The following is a 22,667-nucleotide window of genomic DNA, read 5'->3' on the forward strand; positions in this document are numbered from 1 at the left end:
AGGTGCCGGAGGCTTTTGATGCGTCGACGAAGATGCCTGAAATACTCGGAAATTGGGAGGGTATTTATCGCCAGCGAGTCTGCCTGCGACTTGCGCCGGCGTTTTCTGACTGATGGGTTAGCGCTGACGCGCCCGAACTGCGCGGGATACGCAGTCGCGGGCGGGTTTCGGCTCAGGCCTGCGACAGGTCGTCGCGTTCGGCGTGGGCAGGCATGATGGCCTGCGGCGGGAAGATAAAGGCCAAAGAGATTGCCAGTAGTGGCATCAGCAGGTTGAAGAAGCAGTACGGCAGGTAACTCAGGGTCGCCACGCCGAGGGTCGCGGCCATATAAGCGCCGCAGGTGTTCCACGGCACCAGCACCGAGGTCAGGGTGCCGCCGTCTTCCAGGGCGCGCGACAGGTTGACCGGTGCCAGCCCGCGTTTTTCATACTCGGCGCGGTACATGCGGCCCGGCAGGACCAGGGCGATGTACTGGTCGGCGGTGATGATATTGGTGCCGATGGTGGTGGCAATGGTGCTGGCGATCAGGCTGCTGGTGCTTTTTGCCAGGTGCAGGGTGCTTTGCAGCAGGCGCTGCAGCAGGCCGAGTTTTTCCAGCACGCCGCCAAAGCACATGGCGCAGATGATCAGCCACACGGTGGTGAGCATGCTGGCCATGCCGCCTTTGGACAGCAGACCGTCCAGCGCGGGGTTGCCGCTGTTTGACTCGTAGCCGGCGAACAATGCGCTCCACACAGTTTTCAGCGGTGCCAGACTGCCGGCGGCTGGATCGGCCAGGCGGGCCATTACCTCGGGCTGAAAGACCACGGCAAAGATGCCGCCAAGCAGCGCGGCGACAAACACCGCCGGAAAGGCCGCCCACTGGCGCACGGCGAGAAACAGCAGCAGCGCCACCGGCAGCAACAGGTGCCAGCCCAGGCTGAACTGAGCTTCCAGCGCCGTCAGCACCTCGGCGATGCGTGCGGTGTCATGGCTGGCACTGGCCTGCTGGCCGAGGATAAAGAACAGCACCAGGGCAATCAACAGGGCCGGCACCGTGGTGCGCAGCATCAGGCGAATGTGCGCAAACAGATCCGCTCCGGCTGCAGCGGGTGCCAGGTTGGTGGTGTCTGACAGCGGCGAGAGTTTGTCGCCAAAGTAGGCGCCGGAAATGATCGCCCCGGCGGTAATCGCCGGGTCCAGGCCCAGGCCGGCGGCCACACCCATCAGGCCGATGCCCAGGGTGCCGGCAACCGTCCAGGAGCTGCCGATGGACAGCGCGGTGAGGGCGCAGATCAGGCAGCTGGTTACGTAGAAGTACTCTGCAGAGATCAGCTTGAGGCCGAGCCAGATCATGGTCGGCACAGTGCCGGCGAGAATCCAGGTGCCGATCAGGGCGCCGACTGCCAGCAGAATCAGGTTGGCCTTCATCGCCATATGGATGCCAGCGAGGATGCCTTCTTCGATCTGCGCCCACTGTAGGCCGTTCTTCAGGCCGACCAGGCCGGCGACAAAGGCCGCACACATCAGTGCGATCTGGTTCGGCCCGCTGGAGGAACTGTCGCCATACAGGTAAACGGAGAGACCCAGCAACACCACCAGCACGCCAATCGGCAGCAGGGCATCAAGCAGGGAAGGGGAGCGTGTATCAGTCATGGGTGTACCGGTAAATCAGGTGAGCCGTGGGAGGGGCTTCAGTCGCGACTTTTCTGTTAAAGCTCGCGGCTGAACCCCTCCTACAAAAAAGAAACCCGCGCCGATTAGGGCGCGGGCTACGGGTGTTACCAGTGGATCAGAGTGCGGCGATCTTGCCGCGCTGCTCAACCATCTTGCTCAGGGCTTGCTCGGCTTCGGCCAGTTTGGCGCGCTCTTTATCGAGCACTTCGGCCGGGGCCTTGGCGACGAAGCCTTCATTGCTCAGCTTGCCGCCGACGCGCTTGACCTCGCCGTCGAGACGGGCGATTTCCTTGTCCAGGCGCGCCAGTTCGGCGTCCTTGTCGATCAGCCCGGCCATTGGCACCAGCACCTGCATATCGCCAACCAGAGCGGTAGCGGACATCGGCGCTTCTTCGGAGGCGCTCAGTACGCGTACCGATTCCAGCTTGGCCAGCTTGTTCAGCAGCGGCGCGTTGTCGGCCAGACGGCGGCGGTCTTCGTCACTGGCGTTGGCCAGGATGATGTCGATGCGCTTGGCCATGGAGATTTTCATCTCGCCACGGATTTGCCGCAGGCCGAGCATCAGCTGCTTGACCCACTCGATATCGCCTTCGGCCGCAGCATCGATGCGGCTCTCGTTTGCCACTGGCCAGGCCTGCAGCATGATGGTGTCGCCGCTGACGCCCGCCTGCGCCTTGATGCGCTGCCAGATTTCTTCGGTGATAAAGGGCATAAAGGGGTGGGCCAGACGCAGCGCCACTTCCAGCACACGCACCAGCGTACGGCGGGTGCCGCGCTGGCGCTCGATGGGTGCGTTCTCGTCCCACAGCACCGGCTTGACCAGCTCCAGGTACCAGGCGCAGTACTCGTCCCAGATGAACTCGTACAGCGTTTGCGCGGCCAGGTCGAAGCGGAAGGCGTCGAGGTGGCGGGTGACGTCTGCTTCGGTGCGCTGCAGGGCAGAAATGATCCAGCGGTCCACCGAGGACAACTCAACCGGCTCGCCATTGACGCCGGTGTCCTGGCCGTCGGTGTTTTCCAGTACGAAGTTGGCGGCGTTCCAGATCTTGTTGCAGAAGTTGCGGTAGCCCTCGACGCGGCCCATGTCGAACTTGATGTCACGGCCGGTGGAGGCCAGCGCCAGGTTGGTGAAGCGCAGGGCGTCGGTACCGTAGGCGGCGATGCCCTCGGGGAACTCGGCGCGGGTCTGCTTGGCGATCTTCTCGGCCAGTTTGGGCTGCATCATGCCGCTGGTGCGTTTCTCCAGCAGGGCGTCCAGCTCGATGCCGTCGACGATATCCAGCGGGTCGAGCACGTTGCCCTTGGACTTGGACATCTTCTGGCCCTGGCCGTCGCGCACCAGACCGTGCACGTACACGGTCTTGAACGGGATCTGCCCGGTCAGGTGGGTGGACAGCATGATCATCCGGGCGACCCAGAAGAAGATGATATCGAAACCGGTGACCAGCACGTCGGTGGGGTGGAAGGTCTTGAGGAAGTCGGTCTGCTGCGGCCAGCCGAGGGTGGAGAAGGTCCACAGACCGGAGCTGAACCAGGTGTCGAGCACGTCTTCGTCCTGGCGCAGCGGCGCGTCGCCCAGGTTGTGCTTGGTGCGGACTTCCGCTTCGTCGCGGCCGACATACACGTTGCCGGCGTCGTCGTACCAGGCCGGGATGCGGTGGCCCCACCACAGCTGACGGCTGATGCACCAGTCCTGGATGTCGCGCATCCAGCTGAAGTACATGTTCTCGTACTGCTTGGGCACGAACTGGATCTCGCCACTCTCGACCACGGCGATGGCTTTCTCGGCCAGCGGCTTGGTGGAGACGTACCACTGGTCGGTCAGCCAGGGCTCGATGACGGTGCCGGAGCGGTCGCCCTTCGGCACTTTCAGGGCGTGGTCGTCGATGCTCTGCAGCAGGCCGGCGGCCTCGAAGGCGGCAACGATCTGCTTGCGGGCGACGAAACGGTCCAAGCCGGCGTATTCGGCCGGCAGGCTGCCGTCGATCTCGGCGTTGACGCTACCGTCGATGTTGAACACCTGAGCCTTGGCGAGAACCTGGGCATCCTTGTCGAAGATATTCAGCAGCGGCAGGTTGTGGCGCTTGCCGACTTCGTAGTCGTTGAAGTCGTGGGCCGGGGTGATCTTCACGCAGCCGGTGCCGAACTCGGGGTCGCAGTAATCGTCGGCGATGATCGGGATACGGCGGCCCACCAGCGGCAGCTCGACGAAGGTGCCGATCAGGGCCTTGTAACGCTCGTCTTCCGGGTGCACGGCCACGGCGCTGTCGCCGAGCATGGTTTCCGGGCGGGTGGTGGCGACGATCAGGTAGTCCTTGCCGTCGGCGGTCTGGTTGCCGTCGGCCAGCGGGTAGCGCAGGTTCCACAGGTGGCCTTTCTCGTCGTGGTTTTCCACTTCGAGGTCGGAGATGGCGGTGTGGAACTTGGTGTCCCAGTTGACCAGGCGCTTGCCGCGGTAGATCAGGCCATCCTGGTGCAGGCGCACAAAGGCTTCTTTAACCGCTTCGGACAGGCCCTCGTCCATGGTAAAGCGCTCGCGCGACCAGTCCACCGAGGAGCCCAGGCGACGGATCTGCCGGGTGATGGTGCCGCCGGACTGTTCCTTCCACTCCCAGACCTTCTCCAGGAACTTCTCGCGGCCCAGGTCGTGGCGGCCGACACCTTCAGCAGCAAGCTGGCGCTCGACCACCATCTGGGTGGCGATGCCCGCGTGGTCGGTGCCCGGCTGCCACAGGGTGTTGCGGCCCTGCATGCGGCGGAAGCGGATCAGGCAGTCCATGATCGAGTTGTTGAAGCCATGGCCCATGTGCAGGCTGCCGGTGACGTTCGGCGGCGGGATCATGATGCTGTAGGGCTCGCCCGAACCCTGCGGGGCGAAATAGTTGTTCGCTTCCCAGTTCTGATACAGGGCGGTTTCAATGGCGTGCGGCTGGTAGGTCTTGTCCATGCGCGGCGGGACCCTTATGACGGCTAGACGGAAAAGCCGGCAAGTATAGCGGGGATGGCCTGTATGACGTAAGGGCGCGCGCGGTACGGCTGACTGGTGGGCGTGGTTATGGCCGACGCGGCGGCAGCAAGCGAGTCAGGCGCGCATCCAGGCGGCGTTTCAGCTCGGCCTCGATCTGCGGTACGAAATCGTCGATCACATCCTGCAGGATCAACTGGGCCGCAGCGCGCAGTTCACTGTCCAGCCGGTTCAGTTCGCTGTCGCGGTTGACGCTCTGGCTGACGGTTTCACGCAGGGTTTGCGCAACCGCTGGCTTGGGCGCAGGTGCTGGCGCTATCGCTGCCACGCTGGGTGGCGGGGTAACGATATCCGAAAGCAAGGGGATGCTATCCGGGTCGAGGGAGTCGACCAGCAGCGGTGGTTCGAGGTTTTCATCGCCCAGCAATTGGCGGATCGACTCCAGGTCGTTCAGCAGTTGGGCGGGTTTTTGCGGCGGTTTTGGGGTGTCCATATTTGCAACTAGCAGGCGGTTGAAAAGCGTAGGCGAGGCAGGCAAGACAAGGCGCTACATTAGTAACAGCCTTCGGCTGATCAAAGCGCCGAGGAAGCGGACTGGGCTCGCACACGAGTTTACGTGTTGTAAATGAGTATTCCGAGGCCGCTTTTAACGCAGTATTGCCAACGCAGGCGGTTTTTCAACGGCCTGCTAGAGTTCGACTCGTTTTGGATCATACCCGCGCTGCCGGTAGCTGCGGAAATTCTCCCGGCAGGCGGTCAGTCGATCGGGCTCCTGGTTGACGATTTCAATCACCCGGCTGAAGTGCTCGACTTGCGGCGAAAGCGTGTTGCCCAGGTTGATCAGCACGCCCTGCGCGCTGGTGGGCACTTCGTCCAGGCCGATAACTACCGGTGCTTGGGCGTCTTCTTCGTAGAGGCTGTGTGGCACAAAGCTTTCCGCTTTGAAGCGCCACAGCAGTTCATCCACCTCGCTGCACTGCGCTGCATTGCTGCCGCGCAAAAAAACCGGCATACCGGCGCGCCAGGCTTTCATCGCCAACTGGCAGGCCGCACGCAGACGGTCGGCCGGTATGGCGGAAGAAAGGACGTAAAACTCTATTCGGGGCATTGCGATTCCGCGTATGGAAAGGCGTAGCCTGGATGCAGTCCGGGCTACAGGGTAGTCAGGCCTTGGCGCGATCCAGCAGGTATTGGGTCAGCATTGGCACCGGACGACCGGTTGCGCCTTTGTCTTTACCGCCGCTGATCCAGGCCGTACCGGCGATATCCAGGTGCGCCCAGTGGAAGTTTTTGGCAAAGCGCGAGAGGAAGCAGCCAGCGGTGATGGTGCCGGCTTTCGGCCCGCCGATATTGGCGATGTCGGCAAACGGACTATCCAGCTGCTCCTGGTACTCGTCATACAACGGCAGCTGCCAGGCGCGGTCGTCGGCGGTCAGGCCAGCGCCGAGGATCTGCTGCACCAGTTCGTCATTGTTACCCATCAAGCCGGACACATTGCTGCCCAGGGCCACGATGCAGGCGCCGGTGAGGGTGGCGATGTCGATCACCGCCTGCGGCTTGAAGCGTTCTGCATACGTCAGGGTGTCGCACAGCACCAGGCGGCCTTCGGCGTCGGTGTTGAGGATTTCCACAGTCTGCCCGCTCATGGTGGTGACGATATCGCCTGGGCGGGTGGCGCCGCCGCTCGGCATGTTCTCGGCGCAGGCCAGCAGGCACACCAGGTTGATCGGCAGTTGCAGCTCCAGCACGGCCTTGAGGGTGCCGAATACGCTGGCAGCGCCGCACATGTCGTACTTCATCTCATCCATGCCGGCCGCCGGCTTAATACTGATACCGCCAGTGTCGAAGGTGATGCCTTTGCCGACCAGGGCGTAGGGTTTCTCAGATTTTTTGCCGCCCTGGTACTGCATGACGATCATCCGTGGCGGTTGGTCGCTGCCCTGGGCCACGGCCAGGAAGGCGCCGGCACCGAGTTCCTTGAGTTTTTTCTCATCAAGGATTTCGACTTTCAGATTTTTGTAGGCCTTGCCCAGGTTCTTCGCTTCTTCGGCGAGATAGCTCGGGTGGCAGAGGTTCGGCGGTAGGTTGCCGAGGTCCTTGGTAAAGGCCATGCCGGCGGCAATCGCCTGGGCGTGCGTGCTGGCGCGCTCGGCGTCGGTCAGGCAGGCTTTTCCCGTGAGCAGGGTAAGTTTTTTCAGCGCGCCGGCTTCGGCCTTCTGGCTTTTGAAGCGGTCGAAGCAGTAGCCGGCATCGGCCAGGCTTTCCACTATCAGACGGGTTTTGCCGTAGCTGCCGCGGCCTTTGACTTGCAGCTCGTCGAGCGCCAGCACCGCATCACTGCCGCCGAGATTTTTCAGGCTGCTGTAAACGCTGGTGATCAATTTGCGCAGTTGGCGGTCAGACAATTCGCTGTCTTTACCGGTGCCGACCAGCAGCACGCGTTCGGCCTTGAGGTTCGGCAGATTGTGCACCAGCAGGGTCTGGCCGACCTTGCCGGCCAGGTCGCCGCGTTTGAGCAGAGCACTGATTGCACCTGCGCTGGCGGTGTCGATGGCCTTGGCGATTTCGCCGAGTTTTTTGCCCTCAGCAACAGGGATAACCAGGGTGGCGGTTTTTAGTGTTTCTGGGCGCGCGCTTTTAACAATAAATTCCATTACGTGGTGTCCCCAAGACAAGGCGTCAGTATTGCAGGATAATGCCGGCTATTTTTCGATGGTTCGCCAGTTGGGCGAGCCGGCAAGCAGTGCGGCTAGTTTGATCTTAGCCGCCTGAGCCTGACAACCCTGGAGTGTCTGGTTTGATCGTCTTCCGTTATCTGTCCCGTGAAGTGTTGTTGACCTTGAGCGCCGTGAGCGCGGTGCTGTTGGTCATCATTATGAGTGGTCGCTTTATCCGTTACCTGGCCCAGGCGGCGCAGGGTCTGCTCGACCCTGGAGTGCTGCTGATGATCATGGCGTACCGGGTGCCCGGCTTCCTGCAGTTGATTCTGCCATTGGCGCTATTCCTCGGCTTTCTCCTGGCCTATGGGCGGATGTACCTGGACAGCGAGATGACTGTGCTCTCGGCCACCGGCATGAGCCAGCAGCGCTTGTTTGCTTACAGCCTGGCTCCGGCGGCCTTGGTGGCCTTGCTGGCTGGCTGGTTGAGCCTGGGCCTGGCTCCGCAAGGCGTTGAGCATGTGGCGCGGATTCTCAATCAGCAGAGCGCCATGACTGAGCTCGATACTCTGGTGCCGGGGCGTTTTCAATCGATGAAAAACGGCTCGCGGGTGACCTATACCGAGGAGTTGTCCGAGGATCGGGGGGAGTTGTCTGGGGTGTTTATCTCCGAGAAGCAGCTGTCCAGCCAGGGTGATAAGGAGCGCGGCATCTCCGTGCTGGTGGCCGAGTCCGGTCGTCAGGAGATCCAGGCCGATGGCAGCCGCTACCTGATTCTGGAGAATGGTTACCGCTATGACGGCAATCCGGGTCAGGCCGATTACCGCGCAATCAAATACGACACGTACGGTGTGCTGCTGCCCAAGCCAGAAGTGGCGGTGGAGGTCACCGACCGCGAGGCGATGCCGACGCGCGAGCTGATTGGCAGCGACAAGCCGCGCATGCAGTCCGAGCTGCAGTGGCGCTTGTCGATCCCGGTGCTGGTGTTCGTGGTCACCCTGCTGGCTGTGCCGCTGTCGCGAGTTAATCCACGCCAGGGGCGCTTCCTCAAACTGTTGCCAGCCATTCTGCTTTATATGGCTTACCTGGCATTGCTGATTGGCGCGCGTGGCGCCTTGGATAAAGAGAAAATCCCCGCAGCGCTTGGCTTGTGGTGGGTGCATGGGGTGTTCGTATTGATCGGGCTACTGCTGCTTTATTGGGAGTCGCTGCGTTTGCGCTGGGCGGCCCGTCGTGTGGCACAGGAGGTGGCCCGTGGTTAAGTTGGATCGTTACATTGGCGTGCAGGTGTTTGTCGCCATCCTTGCCGTGCTGGGGATCATTGTTGGCCTGGCGCTGTTGTTTGCCTTTATCGACGAGCTGGGCGATGTCCAGGACAACTACAGCCTGCTTGATGCCCTCGGTTATGTACTGCTGACGGCACCGCGACGCATTTATGAAATGCTGCCAATGGCCGCGCTGATTGGCTGCCTGATCGGCTTGGGCTCGCTAGCCAGCAATAGCGAGCTGACCATCATGCGTGCGGCCGGGGTGTCGATCGGTCGGATTGTCTGGGCAGTCATGAAGCCGATGCTGGTGCTGATGCTGGTCGGTGTGCTGATTGGTGAGTACCTCGCGCCCTATAGTGAAAACCAGGCTCAGGCCAGTCGTGCCATGGCTCAGGGCGGCGGTGAGGCGCAAAGCGCCAAGCGCGGTCTGTGGCATCGCCAGGGGCAGGAATATGTGCATATCAACGCCGTGCAGCCCAGTGGCGTGCTGCTGGGCGTTACTCGCTACCGCTTCGATGAACACAAGCGCATGCAGTCATCCAGCTTCGCGCGACGTGCGCAGTATCAGGGCGATCACTGGCAGCTGGAAGATGTTACAACCACGCACTTCCGTGAGCGTAGCAGTGAGGTCATTAAGCAGGGTAGTGAGCGCTGGGATGTTGAATTGACGCCACAGCTGCTTGGCACCGTGGTGTTGGCGCCGGACGCGCTGTCGATGACCGGTCTGTGGAATTACATCCATTATCTGGCCGAGCAGGGGCTGAATAACAGCCAGTACTGGTTGTCGTTCTGGACCAAGGTGCTGCAGCCGTTGGTAACGGCTGCGCTGGTGCTGATGGCGATCTCCTTTATCTTCGGCCCGCTACGCTCGGTAACCCTGGGGCAGCGCGTATTTACTGGTGTGCTGGTGGGCTTTGTGTTCAAGATCAGCCAGGATCTGCTCGGCCCGTCGAGCCTGGTGTTCGGCTTCTCGCCGTTGCTGGCGGTCTTGATTCCTGCCGGTATCTGCGCGCTGGCCGGCGTCTGGTTGCTACGCCGCGCAGGTTGATTCAGGCGTAAAAAAGCCGGCGTGCACCCAGTGTGTACGCCGGCTTTTTCATGCCTGTTGGTTACTTCTTGTGGATATTCTTCGGCAGCTGAATCACCTGGCTGTCCGAGTAGATGTCATGCCAGCTGCGCTTTTCTTTATCCCAAAGCACCCAGAAAAAGCCCAGGCCCAGCAGTAGCCAGGAACCAATGGCGACCAGAAAGCGCAGCAATGCTTGCCATATGCTGATCGCTGTACCGTCGCTGTTCTGGATACGTAGGCCCCACACCTGCATGCCCAGGGTCTGGCCGTTGTGCGTCCAGAATTTGGCGAAGAAGCCAAACAGGCTGAGAAACAGCACAGTCGAGAGCAGGGGGTCGCCATCTAATGCGCCCGCGTCGGACATCTGTTTGAGTTGCGCCTCTCCGTAGAAACCCATCAGGATCAACTTGTAGATAAAGGTCACGACGATCAGCAAGGCGATGCACAGCAGAAAGTCATAAAACATCGCGGCGAGGCGGCGGATCAATCCCGCGCTGGGGAATTCACCCTGCGGGCGCAGTAGGTGTTTCGGCATGGACGGCTCGTTACTCAATCGGCTAGCAGAATGGCGGCAACAATACGGCATTCGTGGGAATGCTCGACCATAAAAATGACCAGGAGTGATTTTCAGCGTCGCGTAGCGACGGCTCGAAGGGTGGCCGCCATGGATGGCAGGACATAAAAAAACCCCGATGTTGCCATCAGGGGTTCTTCAAAGCGGCAGGATTACTCCTGGATTTGCACTTCGTCAGCCTGCATGCCTTTCTGGCCTTGCACAGCGATAAAGCTGACTTTTTGGCCTTCTTTCAGGCTCTTGAAGCCGTTGCCTTGGATCGCGCGGAAGTGTACGAACAGATCCGGACCGCTTTCTGGAGTGATAAAACCAAAACCTTTCTCGTCGTTAAACCACTTGACGGTACCGTTCTGACGATTCGACATGGTGTATTTCCTTGAACCTTGAGTTGATGACAGCCGCTACTCGACATGAGGGACTGAATACTGGTTGCAAGGCGGTATGCGACGTCGAGCGGGATGTAGCGGATCTAGATGATCTACTGCATCAGGTCACGATTTTCGGCGACCCATGCAAACACAGTGGGCAAACTCTACGCTAACTTCCTGGCAAATGCCAAGCCCCTGCAGGGCATGCCGTTGCTGGGTTGTAGGTGTTTTGCTCGGCGTCTCGTGCGTGCGCTCTGCGGGCCTGTGGCGGATGGGTAAGGGTTGTGTCTGAGCGTTGTTTTGGCGTGCTGTAGCTTTATTGCGGGCAATAAAAAAGGCCTTGAGTCTCAAGGCCTTTTTTCGATTTTATGGTGCCGGGGGTGTTGTGGTCAACGAAAACTGGACACTGGTTTAGGTTTATCCGGCCAGTGATTCAGTTTCCGCTGGCGTTCTGTATCCGTTGTAACCGTGTGGCCGCTGATGGTTGTAGTAATCCGTCAGGTAACGCAGCACATCAGCCTCAGCTTGTCCTTGGCTGGTATAGCCATGCTCTGGCATCCACTCCGTTTTCAGGCTTCTGAAGAAACGCTCCATTGAGAGTAGGTCATCGTCAAGCACCTATACCAAAACCCCCGATCAGGAAACTGGTCGGGGGTTTTACTTTGCGCCGTGAAAACAAACCAGGCGCAGGTGCGCCTCTGATAGGCAACTAAACGGCGCGTGGCTATGATGCCTAAGCGCACTTTAATCAGGGTTCTTCTATGGCCGAGCCGGCAGGTTCTGAACCACTTTCCGAACTTGAGCTTAAGCAGCTGATTGCCTGTCATGAGTGCGATCTGTTGCTGCGCAAGCCTGAAGCTGCTGCAGGTGAGCGGGTCGAATGCCCGCGCTGTGGCTATGAGTTGTATACCCATCGTGCACAGGTCGTGCGCCGCAGCATGGCGTTGGTGATTGCGGCTTTGTTGTTGTATATCCCAGCCAACTTCTTGCCGATCATGCAACTCAATCTGCTCGGGCAGGCGACTGAGGACACCGTCTGGACGGGCGTGCTCGGGTTGTATAACAGCGGCATGCAGAGCGTGGCCGTGGTGGTCTTTCTCTGCAGCATGGCGGTGCCACTGCTCAAGCTGTTGTGTCAGTTTGCCGTGCTGCTGAGTATCCGCCTGGATATCGGCCGCGGTTATGGCTTACTGCTTTATCGCATTTATCACCATATGCGTGAGTGGGGGATGCTTGAGGTCTACCTGATGGGCATCCTGGTGGCGATTGTGAAACTGGTCGATCTGGCCGAGTTGAGCATTGGCCTGGGGCTGCTGTGTTTTGTCGCGCTGTTACTGGTTCAGGTCTGGCTGGAGGTGACAATGTCGCCCCATCAGATCTGGGAAGCCTTGTCGGGAGAGGATGCGCATGCGGGCGATTGATGCCGGGTTATTGATTTGCCATGAATGTCATCAACTCAATCCGCTGCAGCCGGACAGCGACAAGCAATTCTGCACGCGCTGCGGCGGACACTTGCATGCGCGCCGTCCCAACAGTCTGATACGTACCTGGGCGTTATTGCTGACGGCGGCAGTGCTGTATATCCCGGCCAACCTGCTGCCGATCATGACGGTCAACTCGCTGGGCAAGGGCCAGTCCGACACCATCATGTCGGGGGTTATCGAGTTGGTGAACTACGGCATGCTGCCGATTGCCGCGGTGGTATTTATCGCCAGTATTGCGGTGCCGACGTTCAAGCTGGTTGGCATTGCCCTGCTGCTGTATTCGGTGCAGCGCCATCAACCGATGTCGGCGCGTCAGCGCGTGTTGATGTACCGCTTTATTGAATGGATCGGGCGCTGGTCGATGCTGGATATTTTTGTCATCGCGATCCTGGTGGCGGTGGTTAACTTCGGCAGTTTGGCGAGCATTGTTCCCGGCTACGGCGCGACCGCGTTTGCCAGTGTGGTGGTGCTGACCATGCTGGCTGCTTTAACTTTCGACCCCCGCTTGATTTGGGATAACACGGACTTGGATGACCACCATGAATGATTTGCCATTGGCTAAAGCGCGCCCTGCTTCGAACTGGTCGGCTATCTGGGTATTGCCGCTGATTGCGTTACTGATTGGTGGTTGGCTGGGTTGGCGTGCCTATAACGAAGCAGGTATCGAGATTCAGGTGATGTTCGCCAGCGGTGATGGCATTCAGCCGGGCAAGACTGAAGTGATCTTCAAAGGCATGCCGATTGGCAAGGTCACGGCTCTGGAGCTGGATGACAGCGGCGAGCGGCGTGGTGTGCGTGCGACCCTGGAAATGGATAAGCGGGTTGAGCAGCATCTGCGTACCAATACTCGCTTCTGGCTGGTCAAGCCGAGCGTTTCGCTGGCGGGCATCACCGGGTTGGAAACCCTGGTGTCGGGTAACTACATCACAGCCAGTCCTGGTGATGGCGAGCCTACACGTAAATTCACTGCGCTGAGTGAGCCACCACCCTTGGCCGACACCGCGCCTGGTTTGCACCTGACCCTCAAGGCCGAGCGGCTTGGCTCGCTCAATCGGGACAGCCCGGTGTTTTACAAGCAGATCCAGGTGGGCCGGGTGAAAAGTTATGCCTTGGTTGAGGAGCAGAACCTGATTGAGGTGAAGGTGTTTATTGAGCCCGTGTTTGCCTCTCTGGTGCGCAAACACACGCGTTTCTGGAATGCCAGCGGCGTCTCTATCGATGCCGGTTTATCTGGAGTGAAAGTACGCACCGAATCTTTGGCGAGCATTGTCGCGGGCGGAATTGCCTTCGCTACGCCTGAACACCGCAAAGATAGCCCGCCGACTGACCCGAGCCTGCCATTTCGCCTGTATGAAGACTTCGACAGCGCACAGGCCGGTATTCGCGTATCGCTCAAGCTGCATGAGTTTGAAGGCCTGGAGCCCGGTCGCACGCCGGTGATGTACAAGGGTATCCAGGTCGGTCATATGAAGACCTTCAAGGTTGATCAGGATCTCAGTGGCGCACGGGTGGAATTGATGCTCGACCCTCGCACCGAAGACTACCTGGTTGAAGGCACCGATTTCTGGGTGGTCAAACCATCGATTTCCCTGGCTGGGATAACCGGATTGGAGGCGCTGGTTAAGGGCAACTACATCGCCATCCGGCCGGGCGACGCCGGCAATCCTCCGCTGCGTGATTTTGTCGCCAGAGCCAAAGCCCCGCCGCTCGACCTGTCAGCGCCGGGTTTGCATCTGGTGTTGTTCAGCGACACACGCGGTTCTCTGGAGGTAGGCAGCCCGGTCCTGTTCAAGCAGGTCAAAGTCGGTACGGTGCAGAGTTTTCAGCTGTCGCGTGATGACAAGCAGGTGGCCTTTGGCGTGCACATCGAGCCTGAGCATGCGCATCTGGTAAACAGCAGCACGCGCTTCTGGAATGCCAGCGGCATTACGCTGAAGGGCGGACTGTCCGGCGTTGAGGTCAAGAGCGAATCATTGCAGACCTTGCTGGCAGGTGGCATTGCCTTTGAAACCCCGAATCCCAATGCCCCCAAAGGCAATAAGCGGGTTGAGCGCTTCAGCCTGCACAGCAGCCAGGAAGTGGCGTTGCAGAAAGGTGTAGAGCTGACTATTCGGGTGCCCAGCGGCGACGGTCTCAGCCCAGGCACGGCGATTCGCTACAAGGGCCTGGACGTTGGTAAAGTGGAGCGCATCGAACTGACGGATGATCTGCAGGCGGTGATTCTGTATGCGCGGATCACTCAGGCGACGCAGCAGATTGCCCGGGTCGGTACACAGTTCTGGGTGGTCAAGCCCGAGGTCAGCCTGACCCGCGCCGCCAACCTGGAAACTCTGGTCACTGGCCAGTATCTGGAAGTGCAGCCCTCGAATCAGAAGGGCGCTGCGCAGATGAACTTTACGGCTGCCGAAGCACCGCCTAAAGCCAATGCCCGTGAGCAGGGCCTGCGTCTGGTGTTGAGTGCCGCGCGGCGTGGTTCGATCAAACCGGGTGTGGTGGTCAGTTACCGTGAGGTGCCGGTGGGCAAGGTCACCGATTTCGAGCTGGGGCCGACTTCGGATCGCGTGCTGATCCATATCCTGATTGAGCCGCGTTATGCGCCGTTGGTACGCAGCGGCAGCCGCTTCTGGAATGCCAGCGGTATTGGCGTGGATGCTGGGCTGTTCAGCGGGGTGAAGGTGCGTACCGAGTCGCTGGAGGCTTTGCTTGAAGGCGGCATCGCCTTCGCCTCGCCGGATAATCCGCAGATGGGCGGACCAGCGCAGCCAGGACAGACCTTTGCCCTGTATGACGAGGTCAAGGAAGAGTGGTTACGCTGGGCGCCGAAGATCTCGCTGGAGAAATAACTGACAAGGGCCGCAATTGCGGCCCTTGTGCTTTATGGCGGGTGAGCCTGCGTCAGGCGGGCTCGGTTGCTGCGGTTGTGGTTTCTGCCTTGCTCTTGGCGCTGTCACGGCGCTGGATATATTTCCAATCCGCTTCGTCGATATAGATGCCATTCGGCCCGCTGCCGCCTTCCAGGTCGATGGCCACGTGAGCTGAGACCTGCGGCTTTACCGAGGCGAGAATCGGTACAAAGCCCAGCTGCAGACTGGTTTCGATCAGTGCCTGCTGGTTCTTCTCATCGATATCCGCCGCCTCGTCCAGGTAGTAAGGCAAGCGCACCTTGCCGGCCTGGTCGCGGTCCATCAGGTGCAGCAGCAGGTACATGTTGGTCAGCGCCTTGATGGTCATGGTGGTGCCGTTCGACGCCGCGCCATCGATGTCGGTGTGGATCACCGGCTGGCCATGCACCTTGGTGATCTCGAAGGCCAGTTCGAACAGGTCCTTCAAGCCCAGCTGGTTATGGTTGGCAGCGACCAGGCGCGCCAGGTATTCCTTGGCTTCCTCGTTCTTGCTGTCCTGTTCGCTGCTCTGCTGCAGGTCGAACACCGAGAGGGTTTCGCCTTCTTCGTATTGACCGGCGCTGTGGATGATCTGGTCGATATGCTTGAGCGCGTCTTTATTGGGGGCCAAAACGATGCGGAAGCTTTCCAGGTTAGACACCTGGCGCTTGTTGATCTCGCGGTTGAACAGCGCCAGCTGGTGTTCCAGATTGTCGTAGTCGCTGCGGATATTGCGCAGGGTGCGGGCGATGTCGGTGACCGCGGCACGGCGTGCCTTGGCCAGGGTAATGGCTTCGTCCTGGCGGTGGGCGTAGGCATTGACCAGCAGGTGCAGACGACGTTCGACGTCATCTTCGCTGTCGAACTTGGCCACGCCTTTCAGGCGTACCTGCGCGTACAACGCCTCGATCTGCCCGTCGATGCGTTGCAGGCCCTGCCAGGCGTCCTGGTAGTCGTTAAGCAGCGGCAGCAGGTTGTCCAGGCTGTCGTCCACCGGGTCGGTAAAGGGTGTGCCGAACGGCAGGTTGGCCGGCAGCAGCTGGCGGCGGCGCAGGGCATCTTCCAGAGTGCGCTCCTTGGCTTCCAGATCGGCGAGCTGACGGCCAACCAATTGCAGCTTGGCGGAGAGCTGTTGAACGCGCTCGGTAAAGGCATCTGCGGCGCGCTTGAGTTCGTCCTGAGCGGCTTCCAGTTGAGCCAGTTGCTCCAGTTTCTGCGGCTCTTCAACCGCAAGGGTTTGGCTGCGGCGGAAGTCCTCCAGGGCTTTCTGTGCATCCAGCACGGCCTGGTAGAACTGCTCAGCTTGGGCCTTGCTCGCGGCGCGGTCTGACGCCACTGCCTGCTGGGTTTTCAGCTGTTTGTATTCGCGATCCAGGCGGTCTTTCTGGTCGCGCAAAGCGGCGCGGTCGGCCAGGGCTTGCAGGGCCGGTGGTTCGATATGGCTGAGGTCGATGCTCAGGCCGGGTACTTCGAAGTGCTCACCCTTGAAGCGGTCGAGAATGCTTTCCAGGGATTTGACCCAGGCATCGCCGTCGGCAACCTGAATGCCTTTCTCGCCCAGCGGCAGGCTGAACAGCTGGCCATTGAACAGGCGCATCAGACGATCGACATCTTGCTGGCTGAACTCTTCGCGCAGGCGTGAGTAGCTGTTGTTGTCGGCGTGTTCGAGTTGCTGCTTGACCGACTTCAGGCGTTTTTCCAGGTCGCGCAGGCGCTCGTCCAGGTCCTCGGCGGAGAATTGCCGCGACTGCGCCAGGGCACCGGCCAGCTCGTCGTGGGCATCCTTGGCGGCCAGCAGCTGTTCTTCCAGCACCTTGGCATCGGTAACCAGGGCAAAGCGATTTTTTAGCACCGACAGCTCACCGAGCCAACGCTGGATTTCGCTGATTTCGCGCTCCATGCGCATCAGTTCTTGAGTGCCGCCGCGTTGCTCCTGCTGCAGACCGTCCTGCTCGCCACGGTAGTGTTCGGCCTGGATCACCAACTCTTCGCGGCGCGCGCCGGCGTAGTCCTGCCAGGTGCCGAGCAGTGAATCGAGCAGCGGCGACAGGCGGTGCAACTTGCCGCGCAGCAGCTCGCGCTGGGCCACACCGGCGGCCAGGGCTTCAATCAGCGGGCCGGCGGTCACCAGGGCTTGGTAGTCCTGTTCCATGCGCCGCACATCGCGGAAGGCTTCTTCGGTAGCGGCGATATAGTCGACGCTACCCGAGCGCAAGCTGTGCTCGAAGGCATCGAGGAACAGCTGCTTAAGCTTGGCGGCGGTGATCTCACGCATATGCAGCAGGTTGATAAACAGCGCGCGGAAGGTTTTCAGGCTCTGCTCGCTGGTGGAGCGCAGCGGGATCAGGGTCAGGTCCAGCGGAATCGAAGTATGCCCACCGACCAGCAGGCGGCGCAGCTCTTCGGGTTTCAGCTCGTAGGCCTTGATGCCTTCGCGTTCCAGCGCGTTGAACAGCTCGCGTTGACGCAGGCAGGTGCCGTTTTTCTGGTAGTGCTCCAGGTCCAAGGTGCCCTGGTAGGCGAAGAACTGGTGGCCGAAGCCGCCGCCCGGCCCGCGGCCGGCCACGCCGATCACATGGGGGCCATGAGGCAGGGCGACTTCGACGAGGATATAGCTGGTGTCGCTGGCGAAGTAGAACTTGCGCGATTGCTCCAGGCTGTACTTGCCGAAGCTCATATCCGACATGCGCGCCAGGATAGGGAACTGCAGGGCATTGATCGAAGCGGATTTGCCCAGGTTGTTGGCGCCGTAAACCGACAGCGGGTTTTCCAGCGGGAACAGGCCGAGGCTGTAGCCGGCGGTATTCAGTAGGGCGAAGCGGCGGATGCCGTAGCGTTCCTGGCTCATGCATCCATCTCCTGGGCGGCACGTTCTTCGGCCATGGCGCGGGCCAGGTCGTCTTCTTCGGACTCGTTAGTTTCTGGTTCTCTGAGGCTGATGATTTCGTCTTCGGCCCCTTCATCCAGCAGCACTGGCGTCGGCAGCGGCAGGGCGCTGTGCAGGGTGGCGGCGAGGTCACGGTCCTGCTGCACGGAGAGGCACACGTCGAGGAAGCGGTGCATCGGTGCGAGGAAGCGGTAGATGCCGTTGTCTTCACTGGCAAAGCCCAGCTGGGTCAGGCGGCGCATGACTTTCTCTTCCAGTTCATCCTGGGTGGTGACTTCGGCCTGGAGGAACAGATCCTTGTACTTCTCCAGCAGCGCCGGCAGCTCGTCACGGCCCAGGCTGCCGCCGTCGAGTACGGCCAGCGGGTCGCGGCCTTGGTCCGCCAAATGTTCAACGAGGATAAAGGTAAACAACGCCAGGCGCTGGGCGGTCTTGTTGACCTGCGCGCCCATCTGTTCAGGCACGAAATAGTAGAAGCCACGGCTGTCGCAGGTCAGTTCATAGCCCAGGGCCTTGAATAGGCCTCGGTACTGGTCCTGCTGGCCGGCCAGCTGGGTGTAGAGCTCCGGGTTGCTGCGGCTGATGTGGTAGCCCTTGAACAGCTCGCGGAAGATCGGTGCGAGCTGGGTCAGTTCTTTCAGGTCGATATTCATAGGGCGGTGGTCCCGGCCGGCTTGATCAGGGCAAAGGAGCTCAGGCTGACCTGATGCTCGCGGGTGAGGTAGTCGCGGCGCTCCAGGCGCTCGCGCTGGAAACGGCCATCGCGGGACAGGCGCGAGAACCAGTAGAGCAATTCGTCGGTGGCGCCTTCGGGCTCCTGTTCCAGCAGCCAGACCATCAGGTCCGGCAGCGGCAGGGCCTGTTCGCAGCGCTCGATCATCTCCCGTGCGGTGCGTGGTGCGCGTGGGGCTTCGCCCTTGCGGCCGCTGTGGGCCTTGGGGAACTGCGCCGGCTTGGGCTCGAAGCGCGCCAGGGCATACACGTAGGCCTCGACCTGCGACGCGGTGCCGAGAAAGGTGCTTTGCGGGCGGCTGAACAGCGGCATGGAGGCCTGCGGCACGGCGTCCAGTCCCTTCTTGCGAATCGTCGCCAGGGCCAGGGCGGCGCCACGGGTCACGGCGTTGTGCCGGCGCGCTTCTTCACGCAGCGGCAGCAGCAGCTCGCGGGCGCGGCGCAGGGTCAGCTGGGCGGTGGTCTGCATTTCCAGAATGCGCGCATGGGTGCGCAGCAGCAGGTCGTCATCCACCAGTTGACCGAGACGCTGTTGCTCGCCGAGCAGGCGCAGCAGCACGTGTTCGACGCGGTACACGCCCTGTTCGAAGGCACCGTCGGCGGCCACCAGCTGGATCATCGGCTCGACGTATTCGTCCCAGGTGGCCAGCACCTCGGCGTAGCGCTGACGCAGCGGAATCTGCCGGTCGCTGGTCTTGGCTCGCTCGGCTACCGCGACCAGCGCCTGTTCGTCGTTGGCCAGCTTCTTCAATACATCGCGCACACGCATATCGAGTAAACGCAGCTGGCGCGCCAGGTCGGCGGCATCGCGCACCTCGAAGGCATCCTTGATATAGCCGGCCAGGCGCTCCAGGTGGCGCAGATAGGCTTCGATCTCCAGGCACAGGCCCAGGCGGTGTTCGCGGCGCAGGTAGGCGAGGAAGTCGTGAATCTGCGCATTCAGCTCGAAGCGATTGGGGCTCTTGGCCACCGGCACCAGGATATCCAGGCGGATCCACTGATCGAGCAGGGCGGTGACATCGGTGGGCGTGCCTTCGGGCAACTGCGCGGCCAGCTGATTACGCAGCTCCACCAGGCTCAGGGTGCCAGCATCGAAGCGCTCGCACAGCGGCTCCAGCAACGTCCAGTGTTCGGCAAGGGCGCGCAGTACGCGCTTGGGATCAATCATCGGGGCATCCGCTCCGCGGGCTTTTCGCAAAAAACGCCGATTGTACTGCAAGCAGAGGGCAAGACTTGAGTGCCGGTTATCGCTCCAAGCGGGGGTAACGTCTGGTGTGACTATGGGTAACAGTGGGCGGAGGCTGACACTTTTCTAGCGTCGTTTTATACAGGATTTCTCGACTATGGGTTGGCACACTGGGGCGACAGCCTTTTTATAGTGCTAGTCAAGGCTGTCGGCCTCTGAGCTGCGGCACTTATAACAATAAAGGACTATGCCATGCGCCCGCCTTTTCGCCTTGCCAAGACTGTCCTCGCCTGCATCTGTGCGGCCCTTGTCAGCACTGCCGTCCAGGCGAGCATGGTGGAGCTGGAGGATAGTGAACTGTCGGATATCACCGGTCAGGCATTTATCAACCTGACCACCGACAGCGCCAATGGGCTGAACTTTACCCGGATCAACTTTGGTATGGATATGGCGGCCCAGCTCAATATCAAGAAGTTGCAGCTGGGCCTGTATTCACGGGCTGGCGAGGCGGCCAATACCGCTGATATCGACATCAACAACTTCGCCTTGGGTACGGTCAATGACGCCACTGGCCAGGTCAATCCCTTTCTGATCAAGAACCCTTTTCTTGAGCTGGCCTATTCGGGCAACAAAGTAGTGGGGGTGCGTTTGGGCTTTAGCGAGGCCCAGGGCTATCTGTCCGGGGATATCAACCGCATGACCGGTAATATCGCCGTGGATCTCTACGGCAAGGGCAATTACTTGGCCACCCAGATGAGTTGCGCCTGGTATGACCTGATTTGTGCGGGGGCCAAGGGATTGGTGGGGGGCGCCTATGCCAACAGCGATTTCAGCGCTCAGGCTCAGCTGGTCAATGGCGGGGGGGACGCCGACCCGGTGCGCGCCACGATGATCGGGATGGTGGATGGACAGAAACTGTCGATCCCTTCGGGCTCCGGCTTTGACAATTTTCTGCTGAGCCTGTTTTCTTCGGGCAACTGTGAGTTGCTTAGCACCCAGACCTGCTTCCCCTTGGCCAACTATGGCAGCTTCCCGATTGGCCAGCTTGATCCCAATAACAGCCAGCAGTTTGCCAGTGCAGCCAAAGGCGTGTTCCTGTCCATGCAGAGCCAGAATGTGCAATGGCGCGACCAGCAGGATGCCGGCAAGTTTATCACCGCCCTGGCTGGCGCCTTTATGAATATCCCGCGTAATGCCGACGGCACAGCCGCGATCAATACCAGTTTCCAGGAAGCCTTTAACGGTATCCCGCGGCAGGACACCTGCTTCGGTACCGCAGATAGGGGGTGCTGACATGAGCAAGTGGCTATCGGTGTTGTTGCTTCTGGGAGTCACCCAGGCTCATGGCGAAATGGTCGCCCTGGAGGACGACGAGCTGTCTGCGGTGCAAGGCGCTGGTATCGGCTTTGTTCTCGATGGTGTGTTGTTCGACGCAAATCAGGCCGCCATCACCATCAACGATATCAATAATGTCAGCGGGCAGAACGTGCCGATCTCGGTCAAGGAGTTTTACCTAGGCGCCACGGGTAGCAACAAGGGCGCAGTGCTCAACCCGGTGACCATTGGCCGTCTCGATCATCCCTTTACCCTGGGCCTGGCCAAGGGTGAGGACTTGCGCAGCCTGCGTGATGATGGCACCTGGGTACAGACCACGCCGAACAATGTCAGCGTGCTGCAGCTTAATTTTCCCGAGCGCTTGATTGGTGCCGGCGGTAATGCCTGTATCAGTGGTTTCGCCGCTGCTGGCAATAACTGCTCCACCCGTCCAGAGGGCCGTGTGGATATGGGCATTCGCTTCGATTTCCAGGTGGCTGCCGGGCGTACCGATATCCTCAATATCGATATCGCCGAGCTGGTGATGGACGGCTCCTACCTGCGCCTGTGGGGCGATGATTCGCGGGCGCAGTTGGTGGGCGAAGCGCGGGTGAATATTTTTGCCAAGAGCCTGGAGTTGATGTCCTGCGCGGCCGGTGCCGCCAACTGTGCGACCACGGCCGAGCAGGCCGCGCGCACGGCCTACCTGACCAACGCCTTTGCCACTATCTCGCTGGGCTACGGCAAGAGCCAGCCGCTGCTGTTCGACGTCACCAGTAATGGCCAGTTTGTCTTGGAGTTGCCCAATCCTGTGGCGGCTGGCACCACCCAGGCCCAGCGCAATGCCCTGGCCGCGGATTTCTACGCCAATGCGCCGCGTACCAACCTGGTGATCGGTAACCTCAACTTTGGCGGCACTCGTCCTGGCTACGGGCAAACCCCGACCGGGGGCTACAACTTTGGCCAGAGCGAGATCCGTGGCCTGAGCTTTAACTATCTGAAGGTGACCAGCCGTGATCTCTAGATGCCTTGCACTGTGCCTGCTCAGCCTGCCTGCCCTGGCCGAAATGCAGGCCCTGGATGACGAGGCCCTGAGCCAGCTCAACGGCCAGGGTGGGGTTTATCTGTCCGGTGAGTTCAGCATCAACAAAGAGGGGGGTGTGCTCTGGAGCCTGCCGCTGAATAACAACCCGGCAACCTGGAGTGCCGATCAGCGCAGCTGCGCCACCCCGGGCGCCAGTGCGGTGGAGCATTGTGGCTTGCGTGTCGCCGTGCGCAGCGAGTCCGATGGCGGCTGGTATGTGCTGGACAATATGAAAGGTATCTTCAGTTTTGAGGGGCTGACCCTGCGCACTCGCACCATTGATGATGGCTTTGGCGGTGATGGCGCGACCTTCAATCAGGACGTATTGGAGTTTGGGCTGCCCAGCGAGGTGAAATTCAAGGACGGCAGCTTTGCTTTTGGTGTGGCTAATCAAGGTGGCTGGCAGAACAAGTCCCTGAGCGTGGCCAATGGCGGTAATCCGTCGTACCAGCAGACCAATATCTTCTCGGCGAAGATCGACGGCACCATCCGTATGCAGGGCAACGTGCTGATCTTTCCGCAGAATTGAGGAGCAGGGCC

18 protein-coding genes and 1 pseudogene are annotated in these 22,667 nt (G+C 60.6%); 8 read left to right on the plus strand and 11 right to left on the minus strand.

The window, feature by feature from the left end; genetic code table 11:
* Positions 1-172: 172 nt before the first annotated feature.
* The 5 genes from nhaC to ACIN8IBEIGE_RS03345 all read right to left on the minus strand — a co-directional run bounded on the left by nhaC (position 173) and on the right by ACIN8IBEIGE_RS03345 (position 7,276).
* Positions 173-1,636 carry a Na+/H+ antiporter NhaC gene (gene nhaC / locus ACIN8IBEIGE_RS03325; protein WP_160013410.1) on the minus strand — a complete coding sequence of 488 codons (1,464 nt, stop codon included), beginning with the start codon at positions 1,634-1,636 and terminating at the stop codon, positions 173-175.
* 136 nt (positions 1,637-1,772) lie between these two features.
* Positions 1,773-4,604, minus strand: coding sequence for a valine--tRNA ligase (locus tag ACIN8IBEIGE_RS03330; protein WP_160013411.1), 2,832 nt, complete (start codon positions 4,602-4,604; stop codon positions 1,773-1,775).
* 106 nt (positions 4,605-4,710) lie between these two features.
* Positions 4,711-5,115, minus strand: a complete 405-nt coding sequence (locus tag ACIN8IBEIGE_RS03335; protein ID WP_160013412.1) for a DNA polymerase III subunit chi — start codon at positions 5,113-5,115, stop codon at positions 4,711-4,713.
* 195 nt (positions 5,116-5,310) lie between these two features.
* Complete coding sequence (locus ACIN8IBEIGE_RS03340; RefSeq protein WP_160013413.1) at positions 5,311-5,730, minus strand: DNA polymerase III subunit chi; 420 nt, start codon at positions 5,728-5,730, stop codon at positions 5,311-5,313.
* Between the two features lie 55 nt (positions 5,731-5,785).
* Positions 5,786-7,276 (minus strand): leucyl aminopeptidase, encoded by a 1,491-nt coding sequence (locus tag ACIN8IBEIGE_RS03345; RefSeq protein ID WP_160013414.1) that lies wholly within the window; start codon positions 7,274-7,276, stop codon positions 5,786-5,788.
* A 143-nt stretch (positions 7,277-7,419) separates the two neighbouring features.
* Between ACIN8IBEIGE_RS03345 and lptF the strand changes: the two genes are divergently transcribed.
* On the plus strand, positions 7,420-8,541 hold the full coding sequence (gene lptF, locus ACIN8IBEIGE_RS03350) for an LPS export ABC transporter permease LptF (protein ID WP_090383466.1): 1,122 nt from the start codon (positions 7,420-7,422) through the stop codon (positions 8,539-8,541).
* Positions 8,534-9,595 carry an LPS export ABC transporter permease LptG gene (lptG, locus tag ACIN8IBEIGE_RS03355; protein ID WP_160013415.1) on the plus strand — a complete coding sequence of 354 codons (1,062 nt, stop codon included), beginning with the start codon at positions 8,534-8,536 and terminating at the stop codon, positions 9,593-9,595. Before lptF ends, lptG begins: the two co-directional genes overlap by 8 nt.
* A 61-nt stretch (positions 9,596-9,656) precedes the next feature.
* On the opposite strand, the gene ACIN8IBEIGE_RS03360 is transcribed toward lptG, so the two are convergent.
* From ACIN8IBEIGE_RS03360 to ACIN8IBEIGE_RS03370, 3 genes are all read right to left on the minus strand, one after another.
* On the minus strand, positions 9,657-10,151 hold the full coding sequence (locus tag ACIN8IBEIGE_RS03360) for an RDD family protein (protein WP_160013416.1): 495 nt from the start codon (positions 10,149-10,151) through the stop codon (positions 9,657-9,659).
* A gap of 191 nt (positions 10,152-10,342) precedes the next feature.
* On the minus strand, positions 10,343-10,555 hold the full coding sequence (locus ACIN8IBEIGE_RS03365) for a cold-shock protein (RefSeq protein ID WP_090248782.1): 213 nt from the start codon (positions 10,553-10,555) through the stop codon (positions 10,343-10,345).
* Between the two features lie 420 nt (positions 10,556-10,975).
* Positions 10,976-11,152: an integrase core domain-containing protein gene (locus tag ACIN8IBEIGE_RS03370; protein WP_160013417.1), complete on the minus strand. Its 177-nt coding sequence runs from the start codon at positions 11,150-11,152 to the stop codon at positions 10,976-10,978.
* 167 nt (positions 11,153-11,319) lie between these two features.
* On the opposite strand from ACIN8IBEIGE_RS03370, the gene ACIN8IBEIGE_RS03375 reads away from it, so the two are divergent.
* Genes ACIN8IBEIGE_RS03375 through ACIN8IBEIGE_RS03385 form a run of 3 tightly spaced genes read left to right on the plus strand, consistent with a single transcriptional unit; the run spans position 11,320 to position 14,885 of the window.
* Entirely contained in the window at positions 11,320-11,979 is a 660-nt protein-coding gene (locus ACIN8IBEIGE_RS03375; protein WP_160013418.1) for a paraquat-inducible protein A, read from the plus strand.
* Positions 11,966-12,589 (plus strand): paraquat-inducible protein A, encoded by a 624-nt coding sequence (locus ACIN8IBEIGE_RS03380; protein WP_160013419.1) that lies wholly within the window; start codon positions 11,966-11,968, stop codon positions 12,587-12,589. Before ACIN8IBEIGE_RS03375 ends, ACIN8IBEIGE_RS03380 begins: the two co-directional genes overlap by 14 nt.
* Entirely contained in the window at positions 12,582-14,885 is a 2,304-nt protein-coding gene (locus ACIN8IBEIGE_RS03385) for a PqiB family protein (RefSeq protein ID WP_160013420.1), read from the plus strand. The genes ACIN8IBEIGE_RS03380 and ACIN8IBEIGE_RS03385 overlap by 8 nt, the downstream gene beginning before the upstream one ends.
* Before the next feature lie 36 nt (positions 14,886-14,921).
* Here ACIN8IBEIGE_RS03385 and mksF read toward each other — a convergent pair.
* The 3 genes and pseudogenes from mksF to mksB form a co-directional block, all read right to left on the minus strand.
* Positions 14,922-17,772 (minus strand): annotated as a pseudogene (mksF, locus tag ACIN8IBEIGE_RS03390) (Mks condensin complex protein MksF); the annotation flags it as partial.
* Positions 17,769-18,464, minus strand: coding sequence for an Mks condensin complex protein MksE (gene mksE, locus ACIN8IBEIGE_RS03395; protein WP_160013422.1), 696 nt, complete (start codon positions 18,462-18,464; stop codon positions 17,769-17,771). The gene mksE and the pseudogene mksF, both read right to left, overlap by 4 nt.
* Complete coding sequence (mksB, locus tag ACIN8IBEIGE_RS03400; protein ID WP_160013423.1) at positions 18,461-19,711, minus strand: Mks condensin complex protein MksB; 1,251 nt, start codon at positions 19,709-19,711, stop codon at positions 18,461-18,463. Before mksB ends, mksE begins: the two co-directional genes overlap by 4 nt.
* Positions 19,712-19,981: 270 nt before the next feature.
* Between mksB and ACIN8IBEIGE_RS03405 the strand changes: the two genes are divergently transcribed.
* Genes ACIN8IBEIGE_RS03405 through ACIN8IBEIGE_RS03415 form a run of 3 tightly spaced genes read left to right on the plus strand, consistent with a single transcriptional unit; the run spans position 19,982 to position 22,656 of the window.
* A complete protein-coding gene (locus ACIN8IBEIGE_RS03405) occupies positions 19,982-21,022 on the plus strand; it encodes a DUF6160 family protein (protein WP_160013424.1) in 1,041 nt (346 codons plus the stop codon).
* A gap of 1 nt (position 21,023) precedes the next feature.
* The gene (locus tag ACIN8IBEIGE_RS03410; protein WP_160013425.1) at positions 21,024-22,067 is read left to right on the plus strand and encodes a hypothetical protein; all 1,044 of its coding nucleotides are present in this window, start codon (positions 21,024-21,026) and stop codon (positions 22,065-22,067) included.
* A complete protein-coding gene (locus tag ACIN8IBEIGE_RS03415) occupies positions 22,057-22,656 on the plus strand; it encodes a DUF6160 family protein (protein ID WP_160013426.1) in 600 nt (199 codons plus the stop codon). Before ACIN8IBEIGE_RS03410 ends, ACIN8IBEIGE_RS03415 begins: the two co-directional genes overlap by 11 nt.
* Positions 22,657-22,667 lie beyond the last annotated feature (11 nt).

Source organism: Pseudomonas sp. 8BK (genome assembly GCF_902506475.1).
Taxonomy (GTDB): Bacteria; Pseudomonadota; Gammaproteobacteria; order Pseudomonadales; family Pseudomonadaceae; genus Aquipseudomonas; species Aquipseudomonas anguilliseptica.